The sequence below is a fragment of the Fastidiosibacter lacustris genome, from assembly GCF_003428155.1.
GTDB lineage: Bacteria > Pseudomonadota > Gammaproteobacteria > Francisellales > Francisellaceae > Caedibacter > Caedibacter lacustris.
On sequence record NZ_QLIR01000002.1, the window covers coordinates 162,149 to 187,696 of the forward strand.

The 25,548-nt window shown below is 34.9% G+C and carries 21 protein-coding genes; 17 read left to right on the plus strand and 4 right to left on the minus strand.

All coding sequences use genetic code 11. From position 1 onward, the window contains the following. Nucleotides 1-40: 40 nt before the first annotated feature. The 17 genes from DNJ77_RS02025 (at nt 41) to DNJ77_RS02105 (ending at nt 19,432) form a co-directional block, all read left to right on the plus strand. Nucleotides 41-1,837: a hypothetical protein gene (locus DNJ77_RS02025; protein WP_116963334.1), complete on the plus strand. Its 1,797-nt coding sequence runs from the start codon at nt 41-43 to the stop codon at nt 1,835-1,837. Nucleotides 1,838-1,882: 45 nt separating this feature from the next. Then, nucleotides 1,883-2,365, plus strand: a complete 483-nt coding sequence (locus DNJ77_RS02030; protein ID WP_116963335.1) for a hypothetical protein — start codon at nt 1,883-1,885, stop codon at nt 2,363-2,365. Between the two features lie 154 nt (nt 2,366-2,519). After that, nucleotides 2,520-4,133, plus strand: coding sequence for a hypothetical protein (locus tag DNJ77_RS02035; protein ID WP_116963336.1), 1,614 nt, complete (start codon nt 2,520-2,522; stop codon nt 4,131-4,133). 140 nt (nt 4,134-4,273) lie between these two features. Next, the gene (locus tag DNJ77_RS02040; protein WP_116963337.1) at nt 4,274-4,909 is read left to right on the plus strand and encodes a ParA family protein; all 636 of its coding nucleotides are present in this window, start codon (nt 4,274-4,276) and stop codon (nt 4,907-4,909) included. Beyond that, complete coding sequence (locus DNJ77_RS02045) at nt 4,906-5,814, plus strand: ParB/RepB/Spo0J family partition protein (protein ID WP_116963338.1); 909 nt, start codon at nt 4,906-4,908, stop codon at nt 5,812-5,814. Before DNJ77_RS02040 ends, DNJ77_RS02045 begins: the two co-directional genes overlap by 4 nt. 11 nt (nt 5,815-5,825) lie before the next feature. After that, a complete protein-coding gene (locus tag DNJ77_RS02050; protein WP_116963339.1) occupies nt 5,826-6,545 on the plus strand; it encodes a glutamine amidotransferase-related protein in 720 nt (239 codons plus the stop codon). After that, a complete protein-coding gene (locus DNJ77_RS02055; RefSeq protein WP_116963340.1) occupies nt 6,532-7,410 on the plus strand; it encodes an SGNH/GDSL hydrolase family protein in 879 nt (292 codons plus the stop codon). Before DNJ77_RS02050 ends, DNJ77_RS02055 begins: the two co-directional genes overlap by 14 nt. Before the next feature lie 157 nt (nt 7,411-7,567). Then, nucleotides 7,568-7,786: a 50S ribosomal protein L31 gene (gene rpmE / locus DNJ77_RS02060; protein WP_116963341.1), complete on the plus strand. Its 219-nt coding sequence runs from the start codon at nt 7,568-7,570 to the stop codon at nt 7,784-7,786. A 431-nt stretch (nt 7,787-8,217) separates the two neighbouring features. Further along, a complete protein-coding gene (gene mraY / locus DNJ77_RS02065) occupies nt 8,218-9,309 on the plus strand; it encodes a phospho-N-acetylmuramoyl-pentapeptide-transferase (RefSeq protein ID WP_116963342.1) in 1,092 nt (363 codons plus the stop codon). A gap of 15 nt (nt 9,310-9,324) precedes the next feature. Then, nucleotides 9,325-10,650, plus strand: coding sequence for a UDP-N-acetylmuramoyl-L-alanine--D-glutamate ligase (murD, locus tag DNJ77_RS02070; RefSeq protein WP_116963343.1), 1,326 nt, complete (start codon nt 9,325-9,327; stop codon nt 10,648-10,650). Next, nucleotides 10,650-11,882 carry a putative lipid II flippase FtsW gene (ftsW, locus tag DNJ77_RS02075; protein ID WP_116963344.1) on the plus strand — a complete coding sequence of 411 codons (1,233 nt, stop codon included), beginning with the start codon at nt 10,650-10,652 and terminating at the stop codon, nt 11,880-11,882. The genes murD and ftsW overlap by 1 nt, the downstream gene beginning before the upstream one ends. Next, nucleotides 11,866-12,933, plus strand: a complete 1,068-nt coding sequence (locus tag DNJ77_RS02080; protein WP_275667750.1) for a 3-deoxy-7-phosphoheptulonate synthase — start codon at nt 11,866-11,868, stop codon at nt 12,931-12,933. Before ftsW ends, DNJ77_RS02080 begins: the two co-directional genes overlap by 17 nt. A 69-nt stretch (nt 12,934-13,002) precedes the next feature. Continuing rightward, nucleotides 13,003-14,451: a UDP-N-acetylmuramoyl-L-alanyl-D-glutamate--2,6-diaminopimelate ligase gene (locus tag DNJ77_RS02085; protein ID WP_157966555.1), complete on the plus strand. Its 1,449-nt coding sequence runs from the start codon at nt 13,003-13,005 to the stop codon at nt 14,449-14,451. Further along, nucleotides 14,444-15,817 carry a UDP-N-acetylmuramoyl-tripeptide--D-alanyl-D-alanine ligase gene (locus DNJ77_RS02090; RefSeq protein WP_116963346.1) on the plus strand — a complete coding sequence of 458 codons (1,374 nt, stop codon included), beginning with the start codon at nt 14,444-14,446 and terminating at the stop codon, nt 15,815-15,817. The genes DNJ77_RS02085 and DNJ77_RS02090 overlap by 8 nt, the downstream gene beginning before the upstream one ends. Before the next feature lie 120 nt (nt 15,818-15,937). Beyond that, entirely contained in the window at nt 15,938-17,104 is a 1,167-nt protein-coding gene (locus tag DNJ77_RS02095; RefSeq protein WP_116963347.1) for an amino acid permease, read from the plus strand. Nucleotides 17,105-17,528: 424 nt separating this feature from the next. Continuing rightward, nucleotides 17,529-18,185, plus strand: coding sequence for a LysE family translocator (locus tag DNJ77_RS02100; RefSeq protein WP_116963348.1), 657 nt, complete (start codon nt 17,529-17,531; stop codon nt 18,183-18,185). A gap of 395 nt (nt 18,186-18,580) precedes the next feature. Further along, nucleotides 18,581-19,432 (plus strand): GumC domain-containing protein, encoded by an 852-nt coding sequence (locus tag DNJ77_RS02105; protein ID WP_116963349.1) that lies wholly within the window; start codon nt 18,581-18,583, stop codon nt 19,430-19,432. Nucleotides 19,433-19,434: 2 nt separating this feature from the next. On the opposite strand, the gene DNJ77_RS02110 is transcribed toward DNJ77_RS02105, so the two are convergent. From DNJ77_RS02110 to DNJ77_RS02125, 4 genes are all read right to left on the minus strand, one after another. Continuing rightward, entirely contained in the window at nt 19,435-22,848 is a 3,414-nt protein-coding gene (locus tag DNJ77_RS02110) for a DEAD/DEAH box helicase (protein WP_116963350.1), read from the minus strand. A 308-nt stretch (nt 22,849-23,156) separates the two neighbouring features. Next, complete coding sequence (locus tag DNJ77_RS02115) at nt 23,157-23,642, minus strand: DUF494 family protein (RefSeq protein ID WP_116963351.1); 486 nt, start codon at nt 23,640-23,642, stop codon at nt 23,157-23,159. Between the two features lie 10 nt (nt 23,643-23,652). Then, the gene (gene dprA / locus DNJ77_RS02120; protein ID WP_116963352.1) at nt 23,653-24,732 is read right to left on the minus strand and encodes a DNA-processing protein DprA; all 1,080 of its coding nucleotides are present in this window, start codon (nt 24,730-24,732) and stop codon (nt 23,653-23,655) included. Then, nucleotides 24,722-25,510 (minus strand): hypothetical protein, encoded by a 789-nt coding sequence (locus DNJ77_RS02125; RefSeq protein WP_116963353.1) that lies wholly within the window; start codon nt 25,508-25,510, stop codon nt 24,722-24,724. Before DNJ77_RS02125 ends, dprA begins: the two co-directional genes overlap by 11 nt. Nucleotides 25,511-25,548: the final 38 nt, after the last annotated feature.

A 25,548-nucleotide genomic window follows, 5' to 3' on the forward strand; every position in this document is an offset into this window, starting at 1 on the left:
GGTAGGAATAATTTAACATAAGATAGTAAATAGGTGAATCATGATAAAATATCAACTAAAAGAAAATGGTGGTAATAACAATAACGATTGTTTAATCATAGCAATTGGTCGTCTAGCTAATCCAAATTTGAGTGAGCAAGCAGCAGTAGTAAAAGGCTGGCAGGCTGTTTTTGATGGTGTTAATACTATGGAAACAGACGCTTTGAAAATGCTTTATACCGAATTAAAAGGCGCTTACGTAGAAGATATTGATAATATTAACAATTATTTTTCTTTAGATTTTAACGATGATAAAACGATAGAATCATTCGAAACTGAACTAAAAAAAACATTTGGGGATAATGATTTATCATCAGAAATTATGCAAGATCAGTTGCATGATAAAGTCAAGCAAGAAGTTACGGGTTTTTTAAGGCATTTACAAGAGCAAGTAAATCTTCAAAAGTATGTTGAATTGCTTAAAATCATTCCTGAGGATAAAAAGCAAAATCTGATGCTGGTATCTAAAAATGATTTAGACTCTCATCCCGGGCAGGTTTATGAAAAGTTTCGAGATTTAATTATAGCAGGTAAAGTCCCGCATTTTTTGGTACACAATGGTGCACATTATAGCAATATAGTGCCAACTGCTATTGACTATAATGAGTACGACCAAGCTATTGATCCAGAACCTCTAATCAAAAAAGCCTTTGTTGATCTTATGAATAATGCTTTAGTAGATGCTGCTGGATTTACTCACCCTGAGGTCTTGACACAATTAGGCAACGATGATTTAAATCTGCCGCCATACACATTACAAACCTTAGAGAATGATCTTAAATTTGAACAGGATATGCGACAAGCAAAGGAAGAATCAAATACCCTATCTGCTAATATTCAAAAAAATCAGATTGATGTTAAGCAAGCAATACCAGTTCAATCTGATATTGATAAGTTAAGTAAGTTACTTGAATTTGTTAATGATAATATCGATCAGCAATACCTTAACAACACACGTTATACCTACCAGCTTCAATATAAAGGGCATACCTACAGCGTTCCTTGGAGTTTAATGCAAGCATATGATCCTAGAAAGCTTGGTAGTTACGACGAAAATAGAATATTACAGGGGTTGAAAGAGGATCTTGAAAAAGAAAATGCGGCTGAAGTTATTTCTCAAAAATTACGTGCGCCTATGTATGGTACTATATGGAATAACACATATGGGGTAACGAATCAGTATTTAAATAGCCTAGTGAATGCAAGTCAGTTCAATGAAGTGATCATGACAGCTGATGAGAAAAAAGAAACTTATCAATCTTATTTTTTAAACGAATTAAGCGAAATTTTGTTAGATAATCAAAAAATGATTGACGCTTTGGTAGCGCTTGAAGTGTTCCGTTCTAACACAGGTGAAAAATTAGATAATTCGGCGATAAAAGCAGGGCTTGAGGGTTTAAATACAGCTAATTTATTTGATTATCAAACAATAGCAGATAATTATAAATTGGATTCTTCTATTTCTGCTGAAGCACTTAATCAATATGGTGTGAAGAGTAATAGTTGGTCAGAAGCGCAACAGTTGTTTATTGGTACAGCGATAACTTGTGCAGCAGAAAAGACGCTTCAACGTTTTCTTCCGCAAGGTAGTGAAATTAATTCTGAAAATGATTTTAAAAAGCTTGAATATTTAAAACCAACTGGTGGATTGTATCAAGACCTTGCAAAGAATCCTATATACCAAGATATTATCCAATCAGCAAAGAATAATTGGGCTGTAGAGAAGGATAATGAATTCAGTTTATTTAATCCTAAAAACCAAGAATATTTACAGGATTTAGCTAACAACAATCTTTAGTTTATACAGATAAGTAAATGTAATACCTAAATTTAGGCGTAAAATATGAGCGTTAATATTGAGAAAATAAAAGAAAAACTAAAATCTTTACGAAAAGAAAATTTAGATAACGGAAGCCGTACTGTCGTAATGGAGAAATGTCTTTTAACAGAAGAGGTTGGGTTTATACAAACGTTAGTTGAAAAAGGGATAAATAAAGATGATGCTTTCGTTGCTTGGTTTGCCTTATCCCCTATGGCGACAAGCTCAAAAACATTTGATCAATTTTCAGCATTTGTTGATATGTTGGAAAATAAACCTAATGAATTTTCAAGTATGATGCAAGACGTAAGAGATAGTTATCTAGTAGCAAGTGGAGCTCCACATCTAAAAGTATTTTTATCTGAAAATAGATATAAAAATGAGCAATTTGAAGAAGCTTTTAATAAGGTCTGCAAAAAAATAGACGCTTCTAAAGTGAAGAATGAAGGTAATTTTATTTTTATGCAAAATCAAAAACCATTAGAAAAAAGCATGACCTTTAAATAATCTCAGTTCGGTATAAAAGGGTAAAACTCACCTATTGCTTGGGTTGATTGCCTATTGTTTTCAAACTTAAAAAACCAAGTTTACGTGCTGAAAAAAATGAGTGGGTTGTATTATAAACTTTTATATCTAACCCAAGTTAAGTAAAGGAAAGTCTATGGAAGTGACATTTGTAAACTCAACTGAAAGAGTGACTGTAACAAAGACAGATAAAACTCAAAAAATAGATGGTAAGAACTCAAGAGGTGGTAGCCAATATAATGGTTTTTATACATTTTATAAAGAAGGTCAAAATCCAAATGAACAAGGTGAATATTTTATAAAGGTTCCTAAAAAAGAAACTGAATTTTTCTTTGAAGCCTTAGCGGCAAGGATTATTTGTAAATTTAAAGATAACAAAATACTACCGCATGACTATCACGATTTGCTTGTGACTGCGGAGCCTGTTACTATTTTTGATGGGGATAAAAAGACAAAGGCGCTTGCATCAAAAAAGGCAAAGGTTACTGAGCTTTTTAAACTCTTTTTCCCTTGGGAAAAAAGAAGCATAAGAAGTAATAAGTTAGAGAAATTTGATAACAAATATTTATACCAGCTGATTACTAGCTTTAAATCTGCCAACAGTGGGTTATCAATGGTTATATTTATCTCACTTTTGCTTGGTGATTATAGTGTTCACTCAGGTAATATTTTTGGCACAATAGGAAAAGATGGCAAGATTTGCCTTGGGAAATTAGATTTTGGGGCAGCTTTTCGTGACTTTATGAAAAACAAGAGTCTTGTTAAGGCATATGAATATGAAGTTAGTTTATATAAAAAATGGTATAAAAATTATCTTGAGTATTATCTGAGAATCCCAGGATTTATAGAATCGTTGGAAAAGGCGAGAAATACTTTTTTCTCCCAAGCGTCTCCAGATATCATACTACAGTGTTTTAACGAGGCATTTGATGAATGTTATAACTTTTTTGAACTTGATAAAAATAAGACACTTCGACAATCATTGTCCGAATACAGTGGTCTTAACTTTGAAAGTCCAAAAGATAGAACAGATCAGTTTAATCGTGTAATTTCTGATAGAATGACACAAAGTTTAATCAGCAATACGCCTGAATACAACGATAAAAATATAAAGGCATATAAAAGATATACAACTATCGTTAATAAAAAAGAAGAAGGGGACTGTAATACTGATTATTGTAATACTAGTAACAAACAAGAGCGATCTGAAAACGATAATCCACAAGGAAGTGATGCTAAGCATAACTTGCGGAGCATCCTCCTGAGTGCATATGAGCGAAAAAGTAACGATAATGAGTTTAATATGAAAGCGCTTTTTACCAGCTTGATGAAACTTTATGCGCATATGCTAGGAAAAAACTCATCTAAAGAGGCAGTACATAATAAAGACTTAAGAAGGCAAAAATATAATATTTTAAGTAACCTCATAAAAGATATCAGTGAGATTTTGACCAACAGCAATAGTAATGGTAGTGATGGGCAAAAATCAAAATATCAAAGTGTTATGGAAAAGTTTAATGAAATTGAGAATAATGGTGCCCTAAGCTGTCTAGATATCCATTCCTCTAGATGGAAAGAGCTGTTACGATCTTTTGTTTATTTAGTTTTATGCCCTATGCTACTCTTTATACCATTAGCATTTCAATCCTTTAGAGAATGTCTGGCACCAACGAGCGCTACGCTTTTCAATCAAACAAAAAACATACTCAAAAAAACAAAGGAAAATGACTTTGATAATATAAATATATAAAAAATTTATCCGCTATATATTAGCAATTCAATGTCCCCAATGTATCTAAATCAGGCAAAATTGAAAGTTAGAAATGGTGTAAAATGGCTAGTGATGAGTATATACTAGTGCAAGTATAAAATTAACCTTAATTAGCTTACATGAAAACAGCAAAAGTCATTGCACTTCTACAACAAAAAGGTGGCTCAGGTAAGACCACAACAGCTATGAATATTTATGGTGGATTAAAAGAATTAGGGCATAATGTTCTTGTTATTGATATGGATAAGGATAAGCCAGATGCTTGGTCATGGGCAGCAAAGAGTGAAAGTCTGGCTGATAGTGTGATTCAAGTTGACGAAAAACATGCTAGAGAAACCATTACCGAAATTAAATCAAAAGCTGATTTCATTGTGATTGATACGCCACCTAATTTTCAAACAGCAGCGCTAAAAGCTGCACTTTTAGCTGATTTGGTAATTATTCCCTCTGCTCCTAGCGGCATGGATTTATCCGGACTCTTAGAAGCAAAGGATTTAGCATTAACTGCTGATCGTCCTTATCGGTTATTAGGTAATCGTGTCATGAAAGGCTCAAATATGTCTAGAAGCTTGTTAAAGGTATTGGAAGAAGAAGGAAAGTCTTTTAGCACTTATATTCCACAGAGTGTAAAATTTGTAGAAGCAGAAGCATCGGGCATGTATATTGGTGATTATGCGCCAGAGAGTAATGTTCATATTCAGGTTAGGAGGTTAGCAAAAGAAATTGTAGCATTTTTTGTGGGAGTTTCTGCATGAATGCTAAAGTATCATTGGCGAACCGAAAGCGTATCCACGAATTAGGCAACAAAGAAGGTAATTCTGACAGCAAAAAAGATGAACTTTTGGCACTACAGCTAAAGCAATTAAATGATAAAGCACAAAGTGCAGGTACGTTGCGTGATATTAGGTTAACAGAGTTGTTACCCGATCCTAATCAACCGCGTAAAATTTTCAAAAATATCGATATGCTAGCGCAAAGTATTGAACAAAAAGGTATCATCCAACCGATTATAGTTACGCCTAAAAAAGAAGATGGTTTTTATCATATTATTGCGGGTGAGCGACGTTTTCGAGCAGCAAAGGAATTGGGCTTGTCTGTTGTGCCGTGCATTTTACGCGAAGAAGCTGATAATGAGATTTTAATTGTTCAGTTATTAGAAAATGAACAGCGTGAAAAAGTATCTCCATTTGAAGAAGCAGATGCGCTAACCGAGTTAGTTCTAAAGCGTAAAATGAATAAGATAGATGTTGCAAAATCATTGGGGCGAGAGCCAAGTTGGGTGTCTATGCGCTTGAAAATTGCGAAGTCTTCAGTTGCAATACGCATGTTAACGGTGGATGGTTTTATCGAAGATGTGCGTACACTTTATGAGCTGAAAAAACTAGAAGATGAGCTCCCACAAGTAGCCAATCAATTTGTCCAAAAAGTGCGCGATAATAAGGTACATGGTGCTTATCGTCAAGCAATAAAACGTGCCAAAGAAGTTTGGTATAAAAAGCAAGAGCAGTTAGGTGGCAAAGAAAGCGCAATTCAGATAGAAGAAGTTTTGAACTTAGATGACGGGCTTATTGGTTTTAAGTCAGAAAAAGCACATGCTAGTAAGCTTTATACGTTTAAGCTATCCAAAACCGCAATCATGCAATTAAAAGAGATGCTTTAAGGTAATAAAAAATGAAGGTTGCATTATTGCAAGCCGATCATATTCCTGAGTATCGGCGATGCGTATCAGGTGGTAATTATCCTGAGATGTTTGCTAATCTTTTTTTAAAGGTCTCCACAATAGTTGATATTGATGTGTTTGATGTAACGATTGGTCAATACCCGCATGATTTAAATAAGTATGATAGATACATTATCACTGGCAGCAAAGCCACAACTTTTGAGAGATTGGATTGGATTTACGAATTAGAAGGAAAAATACGAACCTTATATACACTTAGGAAAAAAACCATTGGTATTTGTTTTGGACACCAAATTTTGGCTCAAGCATTAGGTGGTCGTGTTGAGCGCTCTATAAAGGGATGGGGTGTGGGTGTTCAATGTATTAAAATCATGGAAAGAAGAAGTTGGATGCATCCCTTTTATGATCATTTGAGTTTAAATTTTTATCATCAAGACCAAGTTGTTACATTGCCAGATAATGCAATAATAATTGCAACAAATACATTTTGCCCGATCCAAATGTTTGTCATAGATGATGTGGTTTGGGGGATGCAAGCACATCCTGAGATGTTGCGTGCACATAATCATCTTTTAATTAAAGAACAAAAAGAAGCATTGGCACATTGTTTTAAGCCTAGCATAGATAGTTTAAGGATGCGTGATCATGGACAAGTGGTTGCGCAGTGGATGGTAAATTTTTTTGAGGGAGTCATAAATGAAGATTGGTAGTATTGTCGTATTTGGGGATAGCTTACAAGATAATGGGAATGTAGTTAAAACTTTAGGCATTCCAGGAGAGCCATACGATCGTGGGCGCTTTTGTAATGGTTTGGTTGCATGTGAACACTTAGCCGATATGATTAAACAAAGGCAAGGTGCAGCGGCGATGATGCTTACGAATTATGCCATTGGTGGTGCATATACTACAGGTAAGAACCCAAAATCACTCTTAACCGATCACGCATTTTCAGTGTGTCAGCAGATTGATCGTTTTGTAGCACTAGAAGGTCGATTTCAACATGATTCATTAGTGATGATAAATGGTGGCGGTAATAACTTTTTATTTGCTATTCATAACGAAAAGCCATACTTTAATTTACCTGCTGTGTATCGTGTTGCCAGTGATCTTGTAAGGAGTGTTGATCGTATCGTTAAATTGGGTGCACGCAACATCGTGGTTTGGAACGTTCCTGATGTGACGGTAGCACCTGCTTATAAAGTTATACCCTTGCCAGGCTGGTTAGTCGTAAATCTTAAAAAATATATTAAAAAGCATATTGTCAAAGAAAACAAAAAACTAAGTCAAGGTATCTTGGAACTGCAAAAGAAGTACCCTGATGTACAGATTAGGCTTTTTGATGCTTATTCATTCTTACATGAAGCATTAGACTCACCTTTGGCATTTGGTTTTGAGGATGCAGTAGAGGCTTGTGTTAAGAGTTTTGGTGGGGTAGATGCAAAAGGGGAAATTCAAAAAGATATTTCAATTGAACATGATCCACAAACCTATTTGTTTTGGGACTATGTTCATCCAACTGCAAAAGCACAAAAAATGTTGGCTGAGCGTATTTTTACACTCATCTACCCATTATAAAAATACCCTTGAACTATGTGTTTATTTCTTCCAAGGAAAGGTATCAAAATGCTTGAGAGTTCACGATCTTTAAGCTATTATGTGCTGCGTTTTTATTTTGCGGTATCTAGGATGGGCCTAGGTGGCGGCAATAAAATTGATAAAGAGGTTTTAACTTATGAATACTGAAATTCAACCAAAATACGAAAAGGTAAATGTGAGCTGTAGCTGTGGTAATACATTTGAAACATATTCTACAAAATGTGCTGATATTAATTTGGATGTCTGCTCTATGTGCCATCCGTTTTATACTGGTAAACAACGTGTTGTGGATACAGCTGGGCGTGTTGATAGCTTCCAAAAACGTTTTGGTAGTCTTAAGTCGCGCAAGGTCTAAATAGCTTAGCTGCTTGAGTTTTGAAGCAGTAATACAAATAAAAAAGGCGCTCAGTTTAGGCGCCTTTTTTATTTGTGCAAAGAATCCGTGCTCAAATGAGGGTATGGAAGATAAATTGAGCGCTTCAGATGGGGGCTGAAGTTCTTTGCACACGCGTCAAGATTAATCACGTTAATGATTAATGTAAAGGGGTGTTGTGTAAGAAGCTGAAGAATTTGTATGTTTTTTTGTTATATCTATAAGTAAATCTTATGCTTTTTGTAATTAATATACTCTACATTTTAATGTAGAAAGTCCTAATGTGATAAAGGTATCGTTGCTTTAGCTTTAAAAAAAGCAATCTTTATACGGTTGTTTTTATTGTTTTCTGCTAGGGGCATAAATAAAATGTGAGCTGTTTGTTAAATCCTGTCAATTGCAAGGAATTTTTAATGTTATTATGGCTCACAAATTGGCTAAGCCAGTACTTTAATCCATTTCATATTTTTGGGAGTTATGTGACAGTTCGTGCGTTGATGGCTGCTCTTAGTGCACTTATCATCAGCCTTTTTATGGGTAAATCAGTGATTAGATGGCTGACGAATATGCAGATTGGTCAAGTGGTACGTGACGATGGTCCACAAACCCATTTAGTCAAAAAAAACACCCCAACTATGGGGGGATGCTTAATTATTTTTTCAATAATAATTGCAATTTTATTATGGGCAAAATTAAGTAGTCCATTTATTTGGGTGCTTTTGTTTGTATTAGTGAGTTTTGGATTGATTGGCTTTTTAGATGATTTTTTAAAACTGGTATTAAGGCATCCAAAAGGATTAAAGGCAAAATATAAATATTTGATGCAGTCGGCGTTTGCGCTTGTGGCAATGGTATGGATTTATTGGCTTTTAAACAGTTATATGGACTTTAGTTTATCGATTCCATTTAGCAAAAATTTATCTATTCCATTAGGATTTGGGGTAATTGTATTAGGTTATTTTGTTATTGTTGGTAGCAGTAATGCAGTAAATTTAACGGATGGTTTAGATGGACTTGCAATCTTGCCTATTGTATTAGTAGCGTCAGGTTTAGGAATATATGCTTATGTGATTACAAATAGTGCTTTCGCTGGGCATTTACTTTTTGATTATATGTCAAATGTAGGCATTGAGGAGCTTGTTGTATTTTGTGCAGCAATTGCAGGCGCGGGTTTTGGTTTTTTATGGTTTAATGCCTATCCTGCTGATGTGTTTATGGGGGACGTTGGCTCTTTAGCTCTAGGGGCAATACTTGGTACCGTTGCAATTATTATTCGCCAGGAGCTTGTGTTTTTTATCATGGGATTTTTGTTTGTTATGGAAACGGTATCTGTGATTTTACAAGTAGGATCATACAAACTTAGAAAGAAACGTATTTTTAAAATGGCGCCTCTACACCATCACTTTGAATTAAAAGGTTGGTCAGAGACAAAAGTGGTTGTGCGTTTTTGGATTTTAACAGTGATTTTTGTATTGATTGGTTTGGCAGCGTTAAAAGTACGTTAAAGATGGGGCAATTAGATGAATAGACCAATATTTTTTTACCAAAATCGCGAAATTAAAAAGGTACTTATTGTTGGTTTAGGCATATCTGGTTTCTCGGTATTTAAGTGGTTTAATCAATATGACGTTATCATTGATACTTATGATCAAAAACATTATGAAGTAAGCACAAATGCTTATTTTGACGATTTTAACGCCCTTGAATTGATGCATTATGATTTAATTGTAGTAGCGCCTGGTATTCCAATCAATAAAGCACCTTTTAATCGACTTTCTCAATATTGGGATAAAGTAGTTGGTGATATTGAGTTATTTGCTTTAGAAGTAAAACCATTAGGACAAAAAATGCTTGCAATTAGCGGTTCAAATGGTAAAAGTACAACTGTTTCACTACTTTATCATGTGTTACGTGATCTGGACATAAAAGTAGCATTAGGTGGAAATATTGGTACACCTGCATTGAGCTTAATTGATCCAAAAGTCCAAGTGTATGTGCTAGAAATTTCTAGTTTTCAAATTGATTTATTAAAAAAAGCACAGTTTGATGTAGGTTGTGTGTTGAATATATCACCTGATCACTTGGATCGTTATCCAAACTATGCGGCATATTGTCAGTCAAAGCTTAAGCTTTTTGAGCATAGTCATTATAAAGTAACAAATGGCAAGCAACGAGAATTAATCCTCGCAGACAAAGCAAATATGAGTTATTTTAATTCAAAAGACTGTTGGATAGATGGTAAAACGTTGTTTTTTCAAGGACAGTTGTTTTGTACAACTGATGAGCTCCTTTTGCAAGGAGCCCATAACCTTGAAAATATATTAGCAGTCTTGTTGGTATTAGAAAGTTTAATGGATTTAAATGAAGCTGCATGGGCAAAAATAAAGCAATCAATTAGGCATTTTCGTGGTTTACCACATCGTTGCCAATTGGTTGCCACAATTAATGGTGTAAAATACATTAATGATTCAAAGGGAACTAATATTGGTGCAGTAGAGGCTGCATTGAATGGCTTAGCGCAGGATGAAAAGAATATCATTATTTTCCTTGGTGGGTTAGCTAAGGGTGCGGATTTTAGCATGCTTATTCCTGCATTAAAAAAATCTGTTAAGAAAGCGATCATCTACGGTCAGGATAGATTGCTCATTACAAAAGCCCTGGAAAAAGATATAGAATGTATAATTTACCCTCACCTTGATGAAGCATTTGCTACAAGCTTCGCATTCGCAAAACAAGGAGATATTGTGCTATTATCGCCAGGGTGCGCAAGTTTTGACGCATTTTCTGGGTTTGTACAGCGTGGTGAGTATTTTGAACAATTAGTCAATCAATATAAGGTCCAGTAGTGTTGTTTTTTATTCGGAATTTATTTAGTCAGCGCAATACTAAGAAAGTACGTTTAAGAGCGAACATTGAACTTGATATGGCATTTGTTTTTTTTGTGTTGGGATTGCTTGCTTTTGGTTGGGTTATGATTACCTCTGCTTCAATGGTGGATGCTAATTATGACTATGGAAACCCTTATTTTTACTGCATTCGTCAGGGTTTTTTTGCCGTTTTAGGCATTATTGCTATGACTGGGGCTTTACTAATACCAACGGATAACTACCAAAAGATTTATAAGCTATGGTTGGTCGTTGCATTTGTGCTTTTGATTGCAGTATTAATTCCACATATTGGACGTGAAGTGAATGGTTCAAGGCGTTGGATTCCCTTGTTTGTCATTAATGTTCAGGTATCAGAGCTTGTAAAGCTATGTGCAATTATGTATTTTTCTTCTTACTTGGTTCGTTTTGGTGATTTGGCCAGGGACACTTTAAAAGGTGTAATCAAGCCACTTATTATCTTAGCAGCTATTGCTGGATTATTATTAAGAGAGCCAGATTTTGGTGCTTGTGTTGTGATGTTTACCTGTGTGTTTGGCATTATGTTTATGGCTGGTGTTAAACTTAGGTGGTTCATTATTTTGATTGTATTAGGTGGCGTTGCTGCAACTTTTTTAGTGCTATTTGAACCCTATCGCTTGGCACGTTTAAATGGGTTTTTAGATCCGTGGGCAGATGCTAATAACACAGGCTATCAATTGGTTCAGGCGTTGATTGCCTATGGGCGAGGGGGGTGGCTTGGAGACGGACTAGGCAGTGGGATCCAAAAGCAGTTTTTCTTACCAGAGGCACATACCGATTTTATTGTCTCAGTCATCGCGGAAGAATTAGGTGTGGTGGGCGTTATAGTATTGTTAGCCGTTTATACTTACCTTATATGGAAAGGCATGAGAATTGCGAGTTTTGCCTATCAGCTGCAACGTTACTTTCAAAGCTATATTGCCTATGGCATTAGCTTTTGGGTTGCATTTCAGGTAATCGTTAATATTGGTGTTAATATTGGTGTTTTGCCAACTAAAGGTTTGACCTTACCATTAATTAGTTATGGTGGTAGTAGCTTATTGATTATGTGCTTTGCTCTAGGGATTTTGCTTAGGATTGACTTTGAAAATAAAGTTATTGCAGATGAGATTTCACCAAGATATGTTTATAAAAAAGTAAGAGGGAGTAGACAAGTTGATAGAGATATATGACAAAACAGATAACATACGCATTAAAGACAAGCGCAACTTGGTACCTTCTGGTGTCATCCATGACGAACATCCGATCACCAAGGAGGCAATTACAACAGTAATTGCAGCAAGAAAAGCCGTTTCAAATGTTTTGCACGATAAAGATGACCGACTTGTTGTGGTGGTAGGACCTTGCTCTGTACATGATGTGAAAGCAGCTAAAGAATACGCACAGTTATTGCTTAAAGAGGCTAAAAAACACAGTAATGAACTTGTGATTATCATGCGTGTATATTTTGAAAAACCTCGCACAACAGTTGGTTGGAAAGGGTTAATCAATGATCCTGATTTGGACAATAGTTTTAAAATCAATAAAGGTTTGCGTATGGCACGCCAATTGCTTTTGGATATTTCTGACATGGGATTGCCTTGTGCAACCGAGTTTTTAGATGTGATTAGTCCGCAATATATTTCTGATTTAATTGCATGGGGTGCAATTGGCGCGCGTACAACAGAAAGCCAAATACATCGTGAGTTAGCCTCTGGATTATCATGTCCAATAGGATTTAAAAATGGCACTAAAGGTAGTATTGGCATTGCAGTGGATGCAGTACGTGCAGCTAAATCCAAACATCACTTTTTGGGTGTGACAAAACAAGGTACCACAGCGATTTTTGAAACAACAGGTAACAGTGATGCACATATCATTTTAAGAGGTGGCAACGATGGTCCAAACTATGAGAAGGTACATGTGGACTATGCAGCAGAAGCCTTAAAACCTCATAATTTGCCACATAAGGTGATGATTGATTGTAGTCATGGCAATAGCAGTAAAGATTATAAGAAGCAAACGGTTGTTATTGAAGATATTTGTCAACAAGTCAATGCGGGTAGTGATAATATTTTTGGCGTGATGATTGAAAGCAATTTAAAAGAAGGCAACCAATCGATATTCGTTACACCTCTAGAATATGGTAAAAGCATTACCGATGCTTGTGTTGGTTGGCAAGAAACAGTAGAAATGTTGGACAAGCTTGCTCAAGCGGTTAAAGCACAACGTCATTTAGGATAAGTTTTATAAATCGTGAAAACCATCGCTCAAATTATCAATTTTTTTTCTAAGCAAGGACTTTTATCACAAGTGCACTTTAATCAACAAAATGCATATGTTCTTATAGAAAATTTATGCCAAGATCATAAAGGATGTCAAAAGGGTGATATTTTTATTGCATTAAAGGGTCAGCGTCATGATGGACACCAATATGTGTCAGCTGCATTAGAAAAAGACGCAAACCTCATTGTTGTAGAAGACATTCATTTAGTCCCTGATAGTGTCAATAAAGACGACTTATTAGAGGTTAGAGAAATAAAGCATCATTTATCTGAATTTGCTGGTTGGTTTTATGATTTTCCATCACAACACCTTCAAATTTATGCTGTGACTGGAACTAATGGCAAAAGCACTATTGCTCATTTTATTGGTCAGTTATTGACTAAGCTGGGATATAAATCAGGTGTGTTAGGCACAATTGGTAATGGTATTTACCCTAAGCTTTATGCTTCTTCCCTTACAACTTTGGACACAGTAAACTTAAATAAAGTATTGAAGGACTTTGTGCGAACTAAAGTAAAATCTGTCGCAATGGAAGTTTCATCACATGCAATTGACCAGAATCGGATTAAGGGAATCAACATTGAAATCGCAATTTTCAGTAATTTAGATGTTGATCACTTGGATTATCACCAATCGATGGTTGACTATTTTGAGGTCAAAGCACGCTTGTTTAGAATGCAAAACGTGCAAAAATGTATTATTAATATTGATAATGAATATGGTGTGAAACTCTACCAAGATCTTCTTTCGTTAAAAACTAAACAAGTGCTTACTTTCAGTATTCAAAATAAAAAGGCAGATTGTTTTATTGCAATTGAACGTTATCTGCAAACTGGTTTTGAAGTCAGTATTTACTGGAAAGAAGTTAAAATAACACAGATGTTATTGCCGATTATGGGAGAATATAATCTAAGTAATATCGCTGCTGCGATAACCGCATTATTGGCAAATGGTTATTCATTGGAAAGTGTGAAACACGCATTACCTTTTATTCAAAATGCTAAAGGACGTTTAGAGCAGCTAAAGTTCCGTAACAAAGCATTGGTTGTTATTGACTATGCACATACGCCTGATGCGTTACAAAAAGCTTTACAAGCCTTGCAATCACAGCTAAAAGGTAGACTTTATTGTGTTTTTGGCTGTGGTGGTGAACGTGAAACAAGCAAGCGACCGCTCATGGCAAAAGTCGCTCAAATTCATGCGGATTTTTGTATCATCACTGAAGATAATAGCCGTACAGAACCAATAGATAATATTATGGCGGATATTTTAAGAGGTTTTGATAAACAATTTAGCAAATATATCGTGATAAAGGATCGTAAAAAAGCAATTGAATATGTGCTTACACATACTACAGCAGACGATATTATTTTGCTTGCTGGTAAAGGGCATGAAACCTATTTAGATAAAAACAATTTTAAAATACATTTTGATGAACGTGAAGTTGTCATGAATTTATGGAGTAAAGATGCTTGACTCATTAAAAACTTTAGTAAGTGAAATATCAGGAGAGTACATCGGAGCAGATGTAAGTATTACAGGTGTACATATCAATTCAAGAGAAATTGAAAAAGGTCAATTGTTTGTTGCGATTAAAGCTGATCGTGATGGTCATGATTTTGTTCAAAATGCAATTGAAAATGGTGCATGTGCAGTTTTGGTTAGTGATAAACAACATAATCTAGCTGTACCACAAATCGTTGTTGGTGACACGCGTAAAGCATTGTTTGATTTAGCGCAAGCGTATAGAAGTAAGCTTAATATGCCGGTTTTATCACTAACAGGAAGTTGTGGCAAAACAACAACAAAAGAAATGCTGGTGTGTACATTGTCCGCTTTTGGTAAAGTTCACTATAGCAAAGGTAATTTCAATAATGACCTAGGTGTGCCCATCACGATTTTATCTACGCCAAACGATGCTGATTTTTTAGTTGTTGAAGCTGGAACCAATGCGAAGGGTGAAATTCCATATTTAGCAACCTTAATTCAGCCAGATATAGCAGGTATTACGAATGTATCAGCTTCACACCTAGAAAAGCTTCAATCATTAGAGGGAGTGATGTTGGAAAAAGGTGCTTTATTACAAGCATTGGTTAACAAAAATGGTTGCGCAATTATTAATCTAGATGACGGTAGAATCGTGCAATATGCTACAAGCCTTGCTGTTCAAAAAGTTAGTTTTTCTATGCAGCAGCAAGCTGATGTGCAATTAGTTAGCTATAAAGCAAGCAGTAATAAGTTGGATTATGAAGTTAGAGTTGATGATATTATTTACAGTGGTCAACTTAAAATAGTAGGAAAGCATAATATTCAAAATGCTTTAATGACATTAGCTTATATCAAGGCGTTAAAACTTGACATCCAAAAGTCTTGTATAGCGCTTTGTAATTTTAAACCCTATAAAGGACGTTTCTCTTTACATCAAGTAAATTCCTATTTATCTGTCATTGATGATACCTATAATGCAAGTGTACAATCGGTTAAAGCAGCGATTGAGGATTTGTCTTCTTTTGATGGCGTGAAATATATTGTACTTAGTAATATGGGTGAGCTTGGTGAGCATGCGGAGTTTTATCATCAACAAGTAGGAAGATGGATAAAGGAAGCCAGAATAGATCACGTTTATTTATATGGACATAAAGAGTGGATGGAAATTATGAAAGCAGAAGTTGATAGTCATGTGCAATATTTTGCAGCAAAGGAAAGCTTAATTTCGACTTTAATAACTCAACTAAAAAATATGATTAAGCAAAACACGCGTGTACTGATTAAAGGTTCAAATGCCAATAAAATGGGAGAAGTTGTAGTGGCAGTTTTGGAGCAATATCCTGCTATTCTATGACAACAAAAATTACATGTGACCCAAAATTGATGTTGTCACAAAATTTGCGTACGGTCATAGTATACTTTTGGTATGTACTCATGTATCGTTACATTTTTATTGAACTATGGAGGCTTTTGTATGCAAAAATCATTAGGTGGTGCATTTTTAGTAGTAGGGACTACAATTGGTGCAGGGATGTTGTCGTTACCACTTATCACCGCCGCATGTGGTTTATTGGTGTCAATTATATTAGTAATTATTTCATGGTCGGTGATGTATTTTACGGCTATACGCCTAATTCATGTTTGCTCTAGTCAACCTTTAGGTGTCAATTTTACAACACTCATTAAAGAACAAATGCCAAAAAGCTTACAAGCTATTTTTACCTTGATTTACCTATTATTGTTATACGCATTAATGGCTGCTTATACTACACAAGGAGCATCCCTTGTAAATTTAGTATCGCAAGCTGAACTACCAATCATCAGCGTAGATGCTATTGTATTTGTTATAATTTTTGGCTTAGTTATTTTAAGTACCCGATTAAGCGATTATGTTAATCGATCGTTTGTTTCAGTTAAGCTTGTGTTTTATGTTTTATGCGTAGTTAGCATGTTATTTGTCTTAAAGTGGGCAAATATGTTTAAAATGCCACTTTCGTTTTATGCACTTGTGTTCGCGTGGCCGACTTTATTACCATCATTTGGTTTTCAGAATATTATTCCTGTGTTGTATGAATATCAAAAAGGCGATGTGAAAGCGGTTAAGCGTAGTGTATTTATTGGTAGCAGTGTGGTGCTTGTGATTTATATTATTTGGTTGATAGTTTGTTTGACCATTTTGCCTCAAACAGGTATCCATAGTTATGAGACCATATTTAAAAACGGTAATACCTTAACGGCGCTTATCAATGCAATAAAAGAAGCAACACAGAGTGTAATGATCAATACTTTTTTATCGGTGTTTATTAATATCTCAATTATTACATCTTTTATTTGCGTTGGATTATCACTTTATCACTACATAAAAGACACTTTTAAGCGATTTGGTATTGAAATTAATAAAATAATTGGTTTTCTATTAACCTTTATTCCACCGTTTATATTTACTGTGTTTTACCCAAAAGGATTTATTCTTGCTTTGCAATATGCAGCTATTTTTGCTGTTATTATTTTTGTATTTACCCCCATTTACCTCGATAAAGACCATAGAAAAAAGGTTATCAATTGGTATCCATTGATTTTAGGTTCACTGGTGATTGTGGCTCAAATACTCAATTTGTTAGGAATAAGCGTACCATTTTAAAAGATTTTTTGAGTATTACCCTTAACATATAAACTGCGCTACTGAATCTACCTTATCTTTAAATAAGTAATTTGGCGCTAAGTTGAAATTGAAATTAACGAGGAGACTCAAGTAAGCAACAGCAAGTCAGGAAAACATCCATGTGAATTACGCTAGGGGGAGTGCGCTACTGCTTGTTCTGTCGCTTACTGGTTGTGAATAGTATAGTGTTTATGCTTGTAATGCAAGTTGTTGATCTCTAATTAGGTTGCAGATATTTCAGCGTGTGGGTGAGATATTTGCTCGTCATAGCTTGGGTTATTTCTATATAGATTTGCCAGCGATACTGATAAAAGTAATGATGATCTAAATCTTTAGATTTTTTAAAAAAACGATTTATGATAAACTTCTGAGTTTGTGTTAACAAACTAACAATAAAAGCAAAATGCTTATCGTTGCCTTATTTAGTTTATTAATGTTACAAATGCTTGGCGTGATGCTGCCTGGACCTGATTTCTTTATGGTGTTGCGATCATCGATTAAGTACGGGCGTAATTCTGCCGTTCTTGTTGCATTAGGTATTGCAATGGGTGTACTTACTTACGCAACCGTGGTTGTACTGTTACTAGATTCCCTTAGTGATAATTTTCTAATGATCGTGCATTGGGTATCATTCTTTGGTGGCTGTTATTTGCTTTATATTGCTTATAATTGTTATCGCTCTTCAAAAGGCAAGCACTCATTGGCTGAGGTAGATGTACAAATTGCGGTTGCATCTAAAAAACATTTATTTTTGTTGGGACTTTTTTGTAATTTATCCAATCCCAAGGTGATTATATTTTTTGTGAGTCTATTACCACTATTTGTTTTAAAATCAACCGCACTTTGGTACCATCTAGCTATTATTTCAATTATGTTCTTAAGTACATTTATTTGGTTTGGTTTTGTGGCTTATGTGATGGGATCACAACATATTCGAGGGCTTTTTATAAAGCATATGGCAAAGCTTGAAATTGTATTTTCAATTATCCTGACAATTTTTGCGTTATTATTGATTTACTCATTTTTTTCTACTTTATTTATTTTTAATTACGTTATTTGACGTAATTTTGACGTAAAAAAACTTTTACGTTTTGATTACAGTCATTTCAATCAAAGGTGTATAACTCCTAACTTTAATTGAAAATATAAAAATGTCCTAGTGCGTTAGGTGTGCTGATGTTATACAAAAGATTTGAAGCAAGTTGATGCAATTATTGTCGATAGCAAATTTCACTATACTAAAAATTGGAATCAATTAATCTTTCATGCAAGATAAAAAGAATTTACGTTATTTTGACGGGTTTTGGTGCTAAGTAGACATGTGAAAAGAGTTGAAATATTTTGGTTGCCCACGAGACCATAAACCAAAACAAATAAGAGATTTACTTGCACAGTTTGATAAAGTTCTTTATATTTTGGTCTCATTTAGTCTTATAGCAATATAAACAGGAAAATATGAATCAACAGGATAATGACATTATTACTATCAGTGACTTGCTGGTGACATTAGCAAAATATTTTAAATTATGGTTAGCACTAACCATCATTGGTGTCATAATGAGTATTGCGTATGCAGTCTATCATAAAAATAATTACCAATATAGTGCAAATATTGTTGGACCAAGCTACATTCAGAATGGGAGTTTGCATGAGATCATTCCTCAAAATCAATTATCTCAGTTAGTAAATATTTATTATCAGCAATTTCGACAACTTGAACAAAAGCAAAATACGTTAGTAGATCATCTTAATTATGAAAAAGAAAAGTCGATGCTAACAACTAATGCTAAAGGAGAGAATATGTCGCAGGTAGTATCTTTATTTTATAATTTTATTCAGTATGTGCAAAAGCAAGAACAGTATATTAATAGAATTCAAAATTGGCAAAACAGCGTACAATTTAACCTTGAGAAATTAGAAGAGCAAAACAAAATTTATGAGCAAAACGTGAAACAATTTCAGCATAATATCGACAGTCTAACTACAGCCAATGACTTGGCAAGCTTAAATGGTCAGGCATTACTGAATAATTTATCAAACATGATTACATCGTATCAACATCAAATGTTTACCAATAATATTCAGATTCAGAATTACCAATCGCAACTACAATCGCTAAACAAGAATATTACGATGTTGGGTGGAGTTTTAAAATCAATTAATCCGGTTGGGTTGACATCGGTTGTTATTATTATTTTGGGTATGATTTTAACGATTATTTTAGTAACAATTGTTGTGTTTATTATTGAGTTTATTCGTAACACAACGTTCGAAGTCAGGCAAAAGCTTAAAACTTATGACAGATAATTTTAACTTAATGGCGCAAACAAACTCATCAATTCGGTTTCACTTAGTTTAAATTCTGCTTGACCTTGTTTGTCATATAATCCACTAGCAAGTGTTGCTTTTTTCTCTTGTAGTTTTAAGATTTTTTCTTCGACACTGTCTTTGGCAATGAGTTTATAAACATTGACAGGTTTATTTTGACCTATGCGATAAGCGCGATCAGTTGCTTGCGCTTCAATTGCAGGATTCCACCACGGATCATAGTGAATAACTGTATCGGCAGCAACTAAGTTAAGCCCAGTACCACCTGCTTTTAAGCTAATAAGAAAGATATTGATTGTAGGATTGTGACTGAATTTGTCGATGAGTTGTTGACGGTTTTTAGTTTGACCAGTGAGTTGAACATAGTTGATTTTATGATTGTTAAGAGACTCAGCAATGATGTCAAGCATTTCAGCAAATTGAGAAAATACTAGGACTTTTCTATCTTCAGAGACAAGTAAATCAAGCATTTCAAGCAGATAATGTAATTTAGCAGATTCGTTGACCTTTTGCGCATTTTCAAGTTTAACAAGTTGTGGATGACAACAAGCCTGCCTTAACTTAAGAAGCGCATCAAGGATGTGGATATGGCTTTTTGCTAAACCTTGTGATTTCAAAATTTCACGTACTTTTTTCTCCATTCCCATGCGCACACTTTCGTAGAGTTGCTTTTGACCGGTTGGAAGTTCAATAAGTTCAATAGACTCAGTCTTTTCAGGTAAATCCTTAGCAACAAGTGCCTTTGTACGCCTTAACATAAAGGGTGCAATGCGACTTCTTAATAGCTTTAAACGTTCCGTATCTTGGGCACCTTCAATTGGATTTTTAAAGTATTTACGAAACTGCGCATCATTACCTAGAAAACCCGGCATCAAGAAATTAAATTGTGACCACAATTCACCTAGATGGTTTTCGATTGGCGTACCAGTTAGACAAAAGCGTTGTTTGGTAGCAAGGGAGAAAATTGTTTGTGCTTGTTTGCTTTTAGCGTTCTTAATTGTTTGTGCTTCATCTAGAATAATAGCGCTATAGCTATTTTGATTATGTATCTCTTCGTCTTTTAAAATTAATGGATAACTCGTGACGACAATATCGTATTGAAGTAATGTGTCATAGTTTTTAGCTCGATCGTTACCATGCAAAAGTAATATTTTTAAGTTGGGGGTGAATTTTTCTGCTTCACGCAACCAATTACCAATGACCGAAGTTGGGGTAATAATTAAGGCAGTTGTGAAATCTTTATTATTTTCTTTTTGTAGTTGTAACCAAGCTAAAGTTTGTAAGGTCTTTCCTAGTCCCATATCATCAGCAAGGAGCCCACCCATGCCATGAGTGGATAAAAATTGCATCCAACTAACTCCATGCTGTTGATAATCACGAAGCGTGGCCTTGACGTTTTTAGACACAGGGAGAGATGGTAGGTTTTGAATGTTTTTAAGTGAGTCAACGAAGGATTTAAGTGCTTTGGCTTTGCTGTAATTTATCGCACCACTCTTACCTAGCTGCTCTTCTAAGCTCATAAGTGAGCCAATCTGCCATTTTGGAAGTCTAAGTCTTGTGCCCCTATTATCGGATAATTCTAATAATGAATTAATTACAGGCTCAATGAGCTTATAATAGTCAAGTTTAAGTTTGTATTTGTTATCAAGTACGACCAATAAGTCGCTTTTGTTTTTGTCACCAGATCGCTGTAAATATTTGACAATAATCGGTTGTAAATCAATTGCTTGACCATTGTGATTTACACTTAAATGAACGTTAAACCAGTTGTTTTGTGGACCGTCTTCAATATCAATATGAATTTCATTTGGATGGATATAGTGACTATTAAAGTCATCGGCAAACGTTACCTGCCAGCCGAGAAGCTTTAGCTCTTCTAAATCATTTAAATAAAAATCTTGCCATTGATCTTCAGGTGTTTTAGGTGGCAATGATTCAAGCACATAACTAGCTATAGGTCGCGTGCGTTGACGTACAGATTGGGAATAAACAGGTTTTTGTTTTTTAAAGCCAAAGTTTGACAGGGTAAGTAATTTAATGTATTCAAACTCAATGTCTTTCTCAATAAGCTGACCTTTTAAATCTATCAAAGGACTGCTGCCATCATGTGGGGAAAAGAGTTGTCCTTCATAATTGAAACTGACATCACCAAAATAACCATAGTATGGCCATTCCATGCTAGCAGCACGATGAAACTCAATCATTGCAATAGGTGTCACCTTGTGTGGTTTGATCTGTTGAATATTTTTTGGAAAAGTAATGTTTTTGGCAAGTGGAGAATATTCAATTAGATTACGAACAAATAACATATCTTCTTTTGATATGTCATGTAGTTGAGATAACAACAATAATTGTGTTCCTGCAATATCACTTTTGAGCTGACCAATATTGTTGTAACTAATGTAAAAGGCAGGTGAAGTTGGGATGACCTTAATTTGGTCTTTACCATTTATTGTGATGTTAAAGCGAAATCGATTATTGATTTCTTGCCAATGAAATTCAGGAACTAGCTCTTCAGCGCGTATTAATTCACTAGTAGGTGAAACTTCAGCTTTATATAGGCGCTTTGTATCGATAAGAAGAGATAAGAGTTTAGAACCATTTTCACCCTCGAGTTTAAGGTTTTGTTTAGTTATATAATACCTATTATAATCCGCACTTTGGCGGATATGGCTTAAAATGATATGATCATCAGTAGTTGCACATTCTGGATATCGGGTATAGCCTAAAATGAGGTTGAGTAAATTAAGTTTTTGTGGTTTAGCAAGGCTATTATTTTTTAATATGCGTACGGTACTTGCATGTAGCTCATACCATGTTTGCCCTGATTGAGTGACTTCTTTAATCTGATAAGCAATAAACGTATCATGGATGTTTTGTTTTTCTTGAACTAGTTGATGTGTTACTTTACGTAAACTTTCTGCAAACTCACGTTCGAATTGATTACGATTAAAATGCGCAACAGAAAAAGTATCTTTATTTTTTATGCTTATGTTATTAATAGGAAAAGTGGTGGTTGTATCAGTAGGGTCTACTGTTTGCGGAGACGTTTCGAGCTTTTTAAGTTCTTCAAATAATGTTTTATTGAACATAAAGATAATGGCATAAGTATGCTTACAGAAATCGCCAAAAGGACAAGAGCACTCAGCATCCAGTACTTCTGTCAGTGTGTTTGTATTTTTATCAAACGCAAGTAGAATAGATTGTGAGTAAATATTTGTTCCTGAGCCAAAGACTTCACCTTCTACAGCAATAGCATTGTTGATGCTATCAGAACGTCTGGGTTTGATTGAGCGAATTGAGTGCTGGTTACAGTAAGTATGAGCTCGTGAAATCGTAGCCGATGTGAACTGTTTTGTAATAGTCTTCGGTAAAAGGCTTGACGAGTGTGTCATTTTCTAAAAATGCAATAAAAGTAAATCCGTCTAGTTTAGCATTTAATATGTGGAGTGGTTAAGTTAAATTTTCTATTGTTGGATAATAGTCTGGTACCTACTGAGCATGTGCCATGACTTTCTCGATAGCTTTGTCTTTTAATTTGATACTGGTTAATCCTTTTATCATGGTTTGTTTAGCAACAGCTGTGCTGACAATTTTGAGGTAACGCTTGATGGTCGTTAAAAGTAAGATGCGTCTTGGAATTTTAGTAAATAGATATTTATGGATGAGATGGATTGCTTAAGGTCAATAAGGTGTAAAAAAATTAATGGATAGTGAGAGAATTATTCAATAAATACTCTAAACCATAATCGTCATCAGTCATAAAATCACGATTTTGATTGGCTATAGTCATATCAAGTACCCATATAAACTGCTCGATTGTAATAGACTGGGTGCTAAGCATCATAATTTGATTGATCACAAACTCAAACTCATAGGCGTTGATATCACCACTAAGATAGAGCTCATTTAGAATCATTAATCCATTATCAGGAATAATCACTTTTTCGACATTGCTAAAAACTCGTATGGTACCTTTTTGATAGTCAAATGGGTCAACTTCATTCAGTTTGGCAAAGCCTTCAAGCCATAGCAGTGTGTTTTCAAGTGTAGACTCATCTAGACCTGCTTTTTTTAATTCACAAAAGAGTTCGTGTGAGTTGGTCATTTTAACAACATCCTCTTCTATTTGAGTCATGTTGTTAAATAAAGACATTAAAACTTGTAAAATGACAGGTTTACTACTCATATTGCCTTAATTAAATTCGTTGATAACCTCCAGGAACAGCACAAATAAGTGCCTCCATCTCAAGTTCAAATAGTATGCCAGTAATTTCCGCATATGTTAAGTTAGTATTTTCTATTATTTTATCTATGGTTGTGCAAGCTGAACCGATTGCGTCAAATACTCTTTGCTGGCACTCATTAAGTAAAAGTGATTGTTGATAAAATGGTTGCTTAAGTGTGAATTGTTGTGGAAGATTAAGTTCGGTAGCGATATCTAAAGCATTCCAGACTAACTTAGCACCCATCTGGATAAGCTTATTACAGCCTTGGCTTTCTGTGTGAAAAATGTTACCAGGGATTGCAAAAACTTCGCGATTTTGCTCAAGAGCATGCATAGCCGTGATTAAAGAGCCACTTTTTTCAGCAGCTTCAATTACAAGTACACCTAAACTTAGACCACTGATGACTCTATTTCTTTGTGGAAAGTGATAGCGCTTTGGTGCTTGACCAAGGAGAAACTCAGAGATAATTAAACCATTTTGTTGGATTTGTTGATATAGGTTACGATTTTGATTGGGGTAGCAAATATCAACACCTGTACCTAGAACAGCAATGGTTTTGCTTTGCAGGGCTAATGCCTTTTGATGGACTAGGGTATCAATACCTAATGCCATGCCACTGGTAATAGTGAGTTTAAGATCAATCAGTTTAGGTAAAAGTGCATCAACCACCTTTATTCCATAGTGACTCAATTTGCGCGTACCAACAACAGCAAGTTGTAGCGTTTGTAGTAGGTTAATATCACCTATACAGTACAATGCAAGTGGTGGGTCAGAAATTTGTTTTAGTTGCGGTGGATAAGCTTCATCATCAAAGCAAATTAACTGGTGGTTTGAACTTGATTTAAGCCATTGATCAATCTTTTTCAAGTAAGGCTGATAATTTGCATGAGTAATAAAATCAATTGTAGTTTCGCTAAGTCGAAGCATAGTTGCAAATTTATGTGGCTGGCTAATAAATAAGCCAAGATCAATATTAGAAGCAATCAATTGTTGATAATGCTTAAATTGAAAGTTAGGTATGTAATGCAAAATAGCGATATTACTGTTCATGATTTTTAGACAAGCAGGTGGATACTAGGCTTTCACTGGTGATTTCTTGTTTGGCATCTGTTATTAGCGCAATTGCATTATGGCTTGCCAAGCGATAAACAAAACCCTTCCCAATGTATTGTCCAGGAATAGCATAACCTTTTACTTTCATTTGTGGTGATTGAAAATAAACACGCATACCCATTTTAAGTCCATTGGCTTCGCCAATATTAATGAGTACAGATTGATAAGTGCCAGCAAAGTCTGCTTTAGTTTCCATGTGTGTAACAACACCTTCAATGTTTCTATCAGCAACGATTTCTTCTTCTGGGAGTTGATTATTGATTAAATCAAATGCCACAACGTGATCACCTATGTTAATCTCTTGCGTGGAATTTACTACATGCATGATCAAGGTGTTTTGATAAGTATTATTAAGCTGTGCTTCGCCTAAACGCCTAAAGACATAATTAAATTTGTTTTTAGCGTAGGGAGTGGGGATGCTGTTTACGTAAGAAAAGATATAATATTTAGAGCTTTCTTTTGTTTTAGAAACAAAAATGGTATTCGCCGTTGAAATAAGCGATGCTTTATTAGAGGAAGCGATGATTTTACCAGCTTCTGTCAAAGGAATGTCCAATAGGTAATAATTACTGAAAAAAATATCATATTGTTTTTCTAGAGTTTGCGCGTAAAGTTTGTGCCCAGACCACCCATTCAGTGTTAATAAAACAGTTAGAGATGCCCAAAAAAAACGGCATGGGTTATGTATCTGTGCTATAAACGAATGTTTGTACATTTTTTATAAATCTCGTAGAATATGCGTGTTAGTAACCT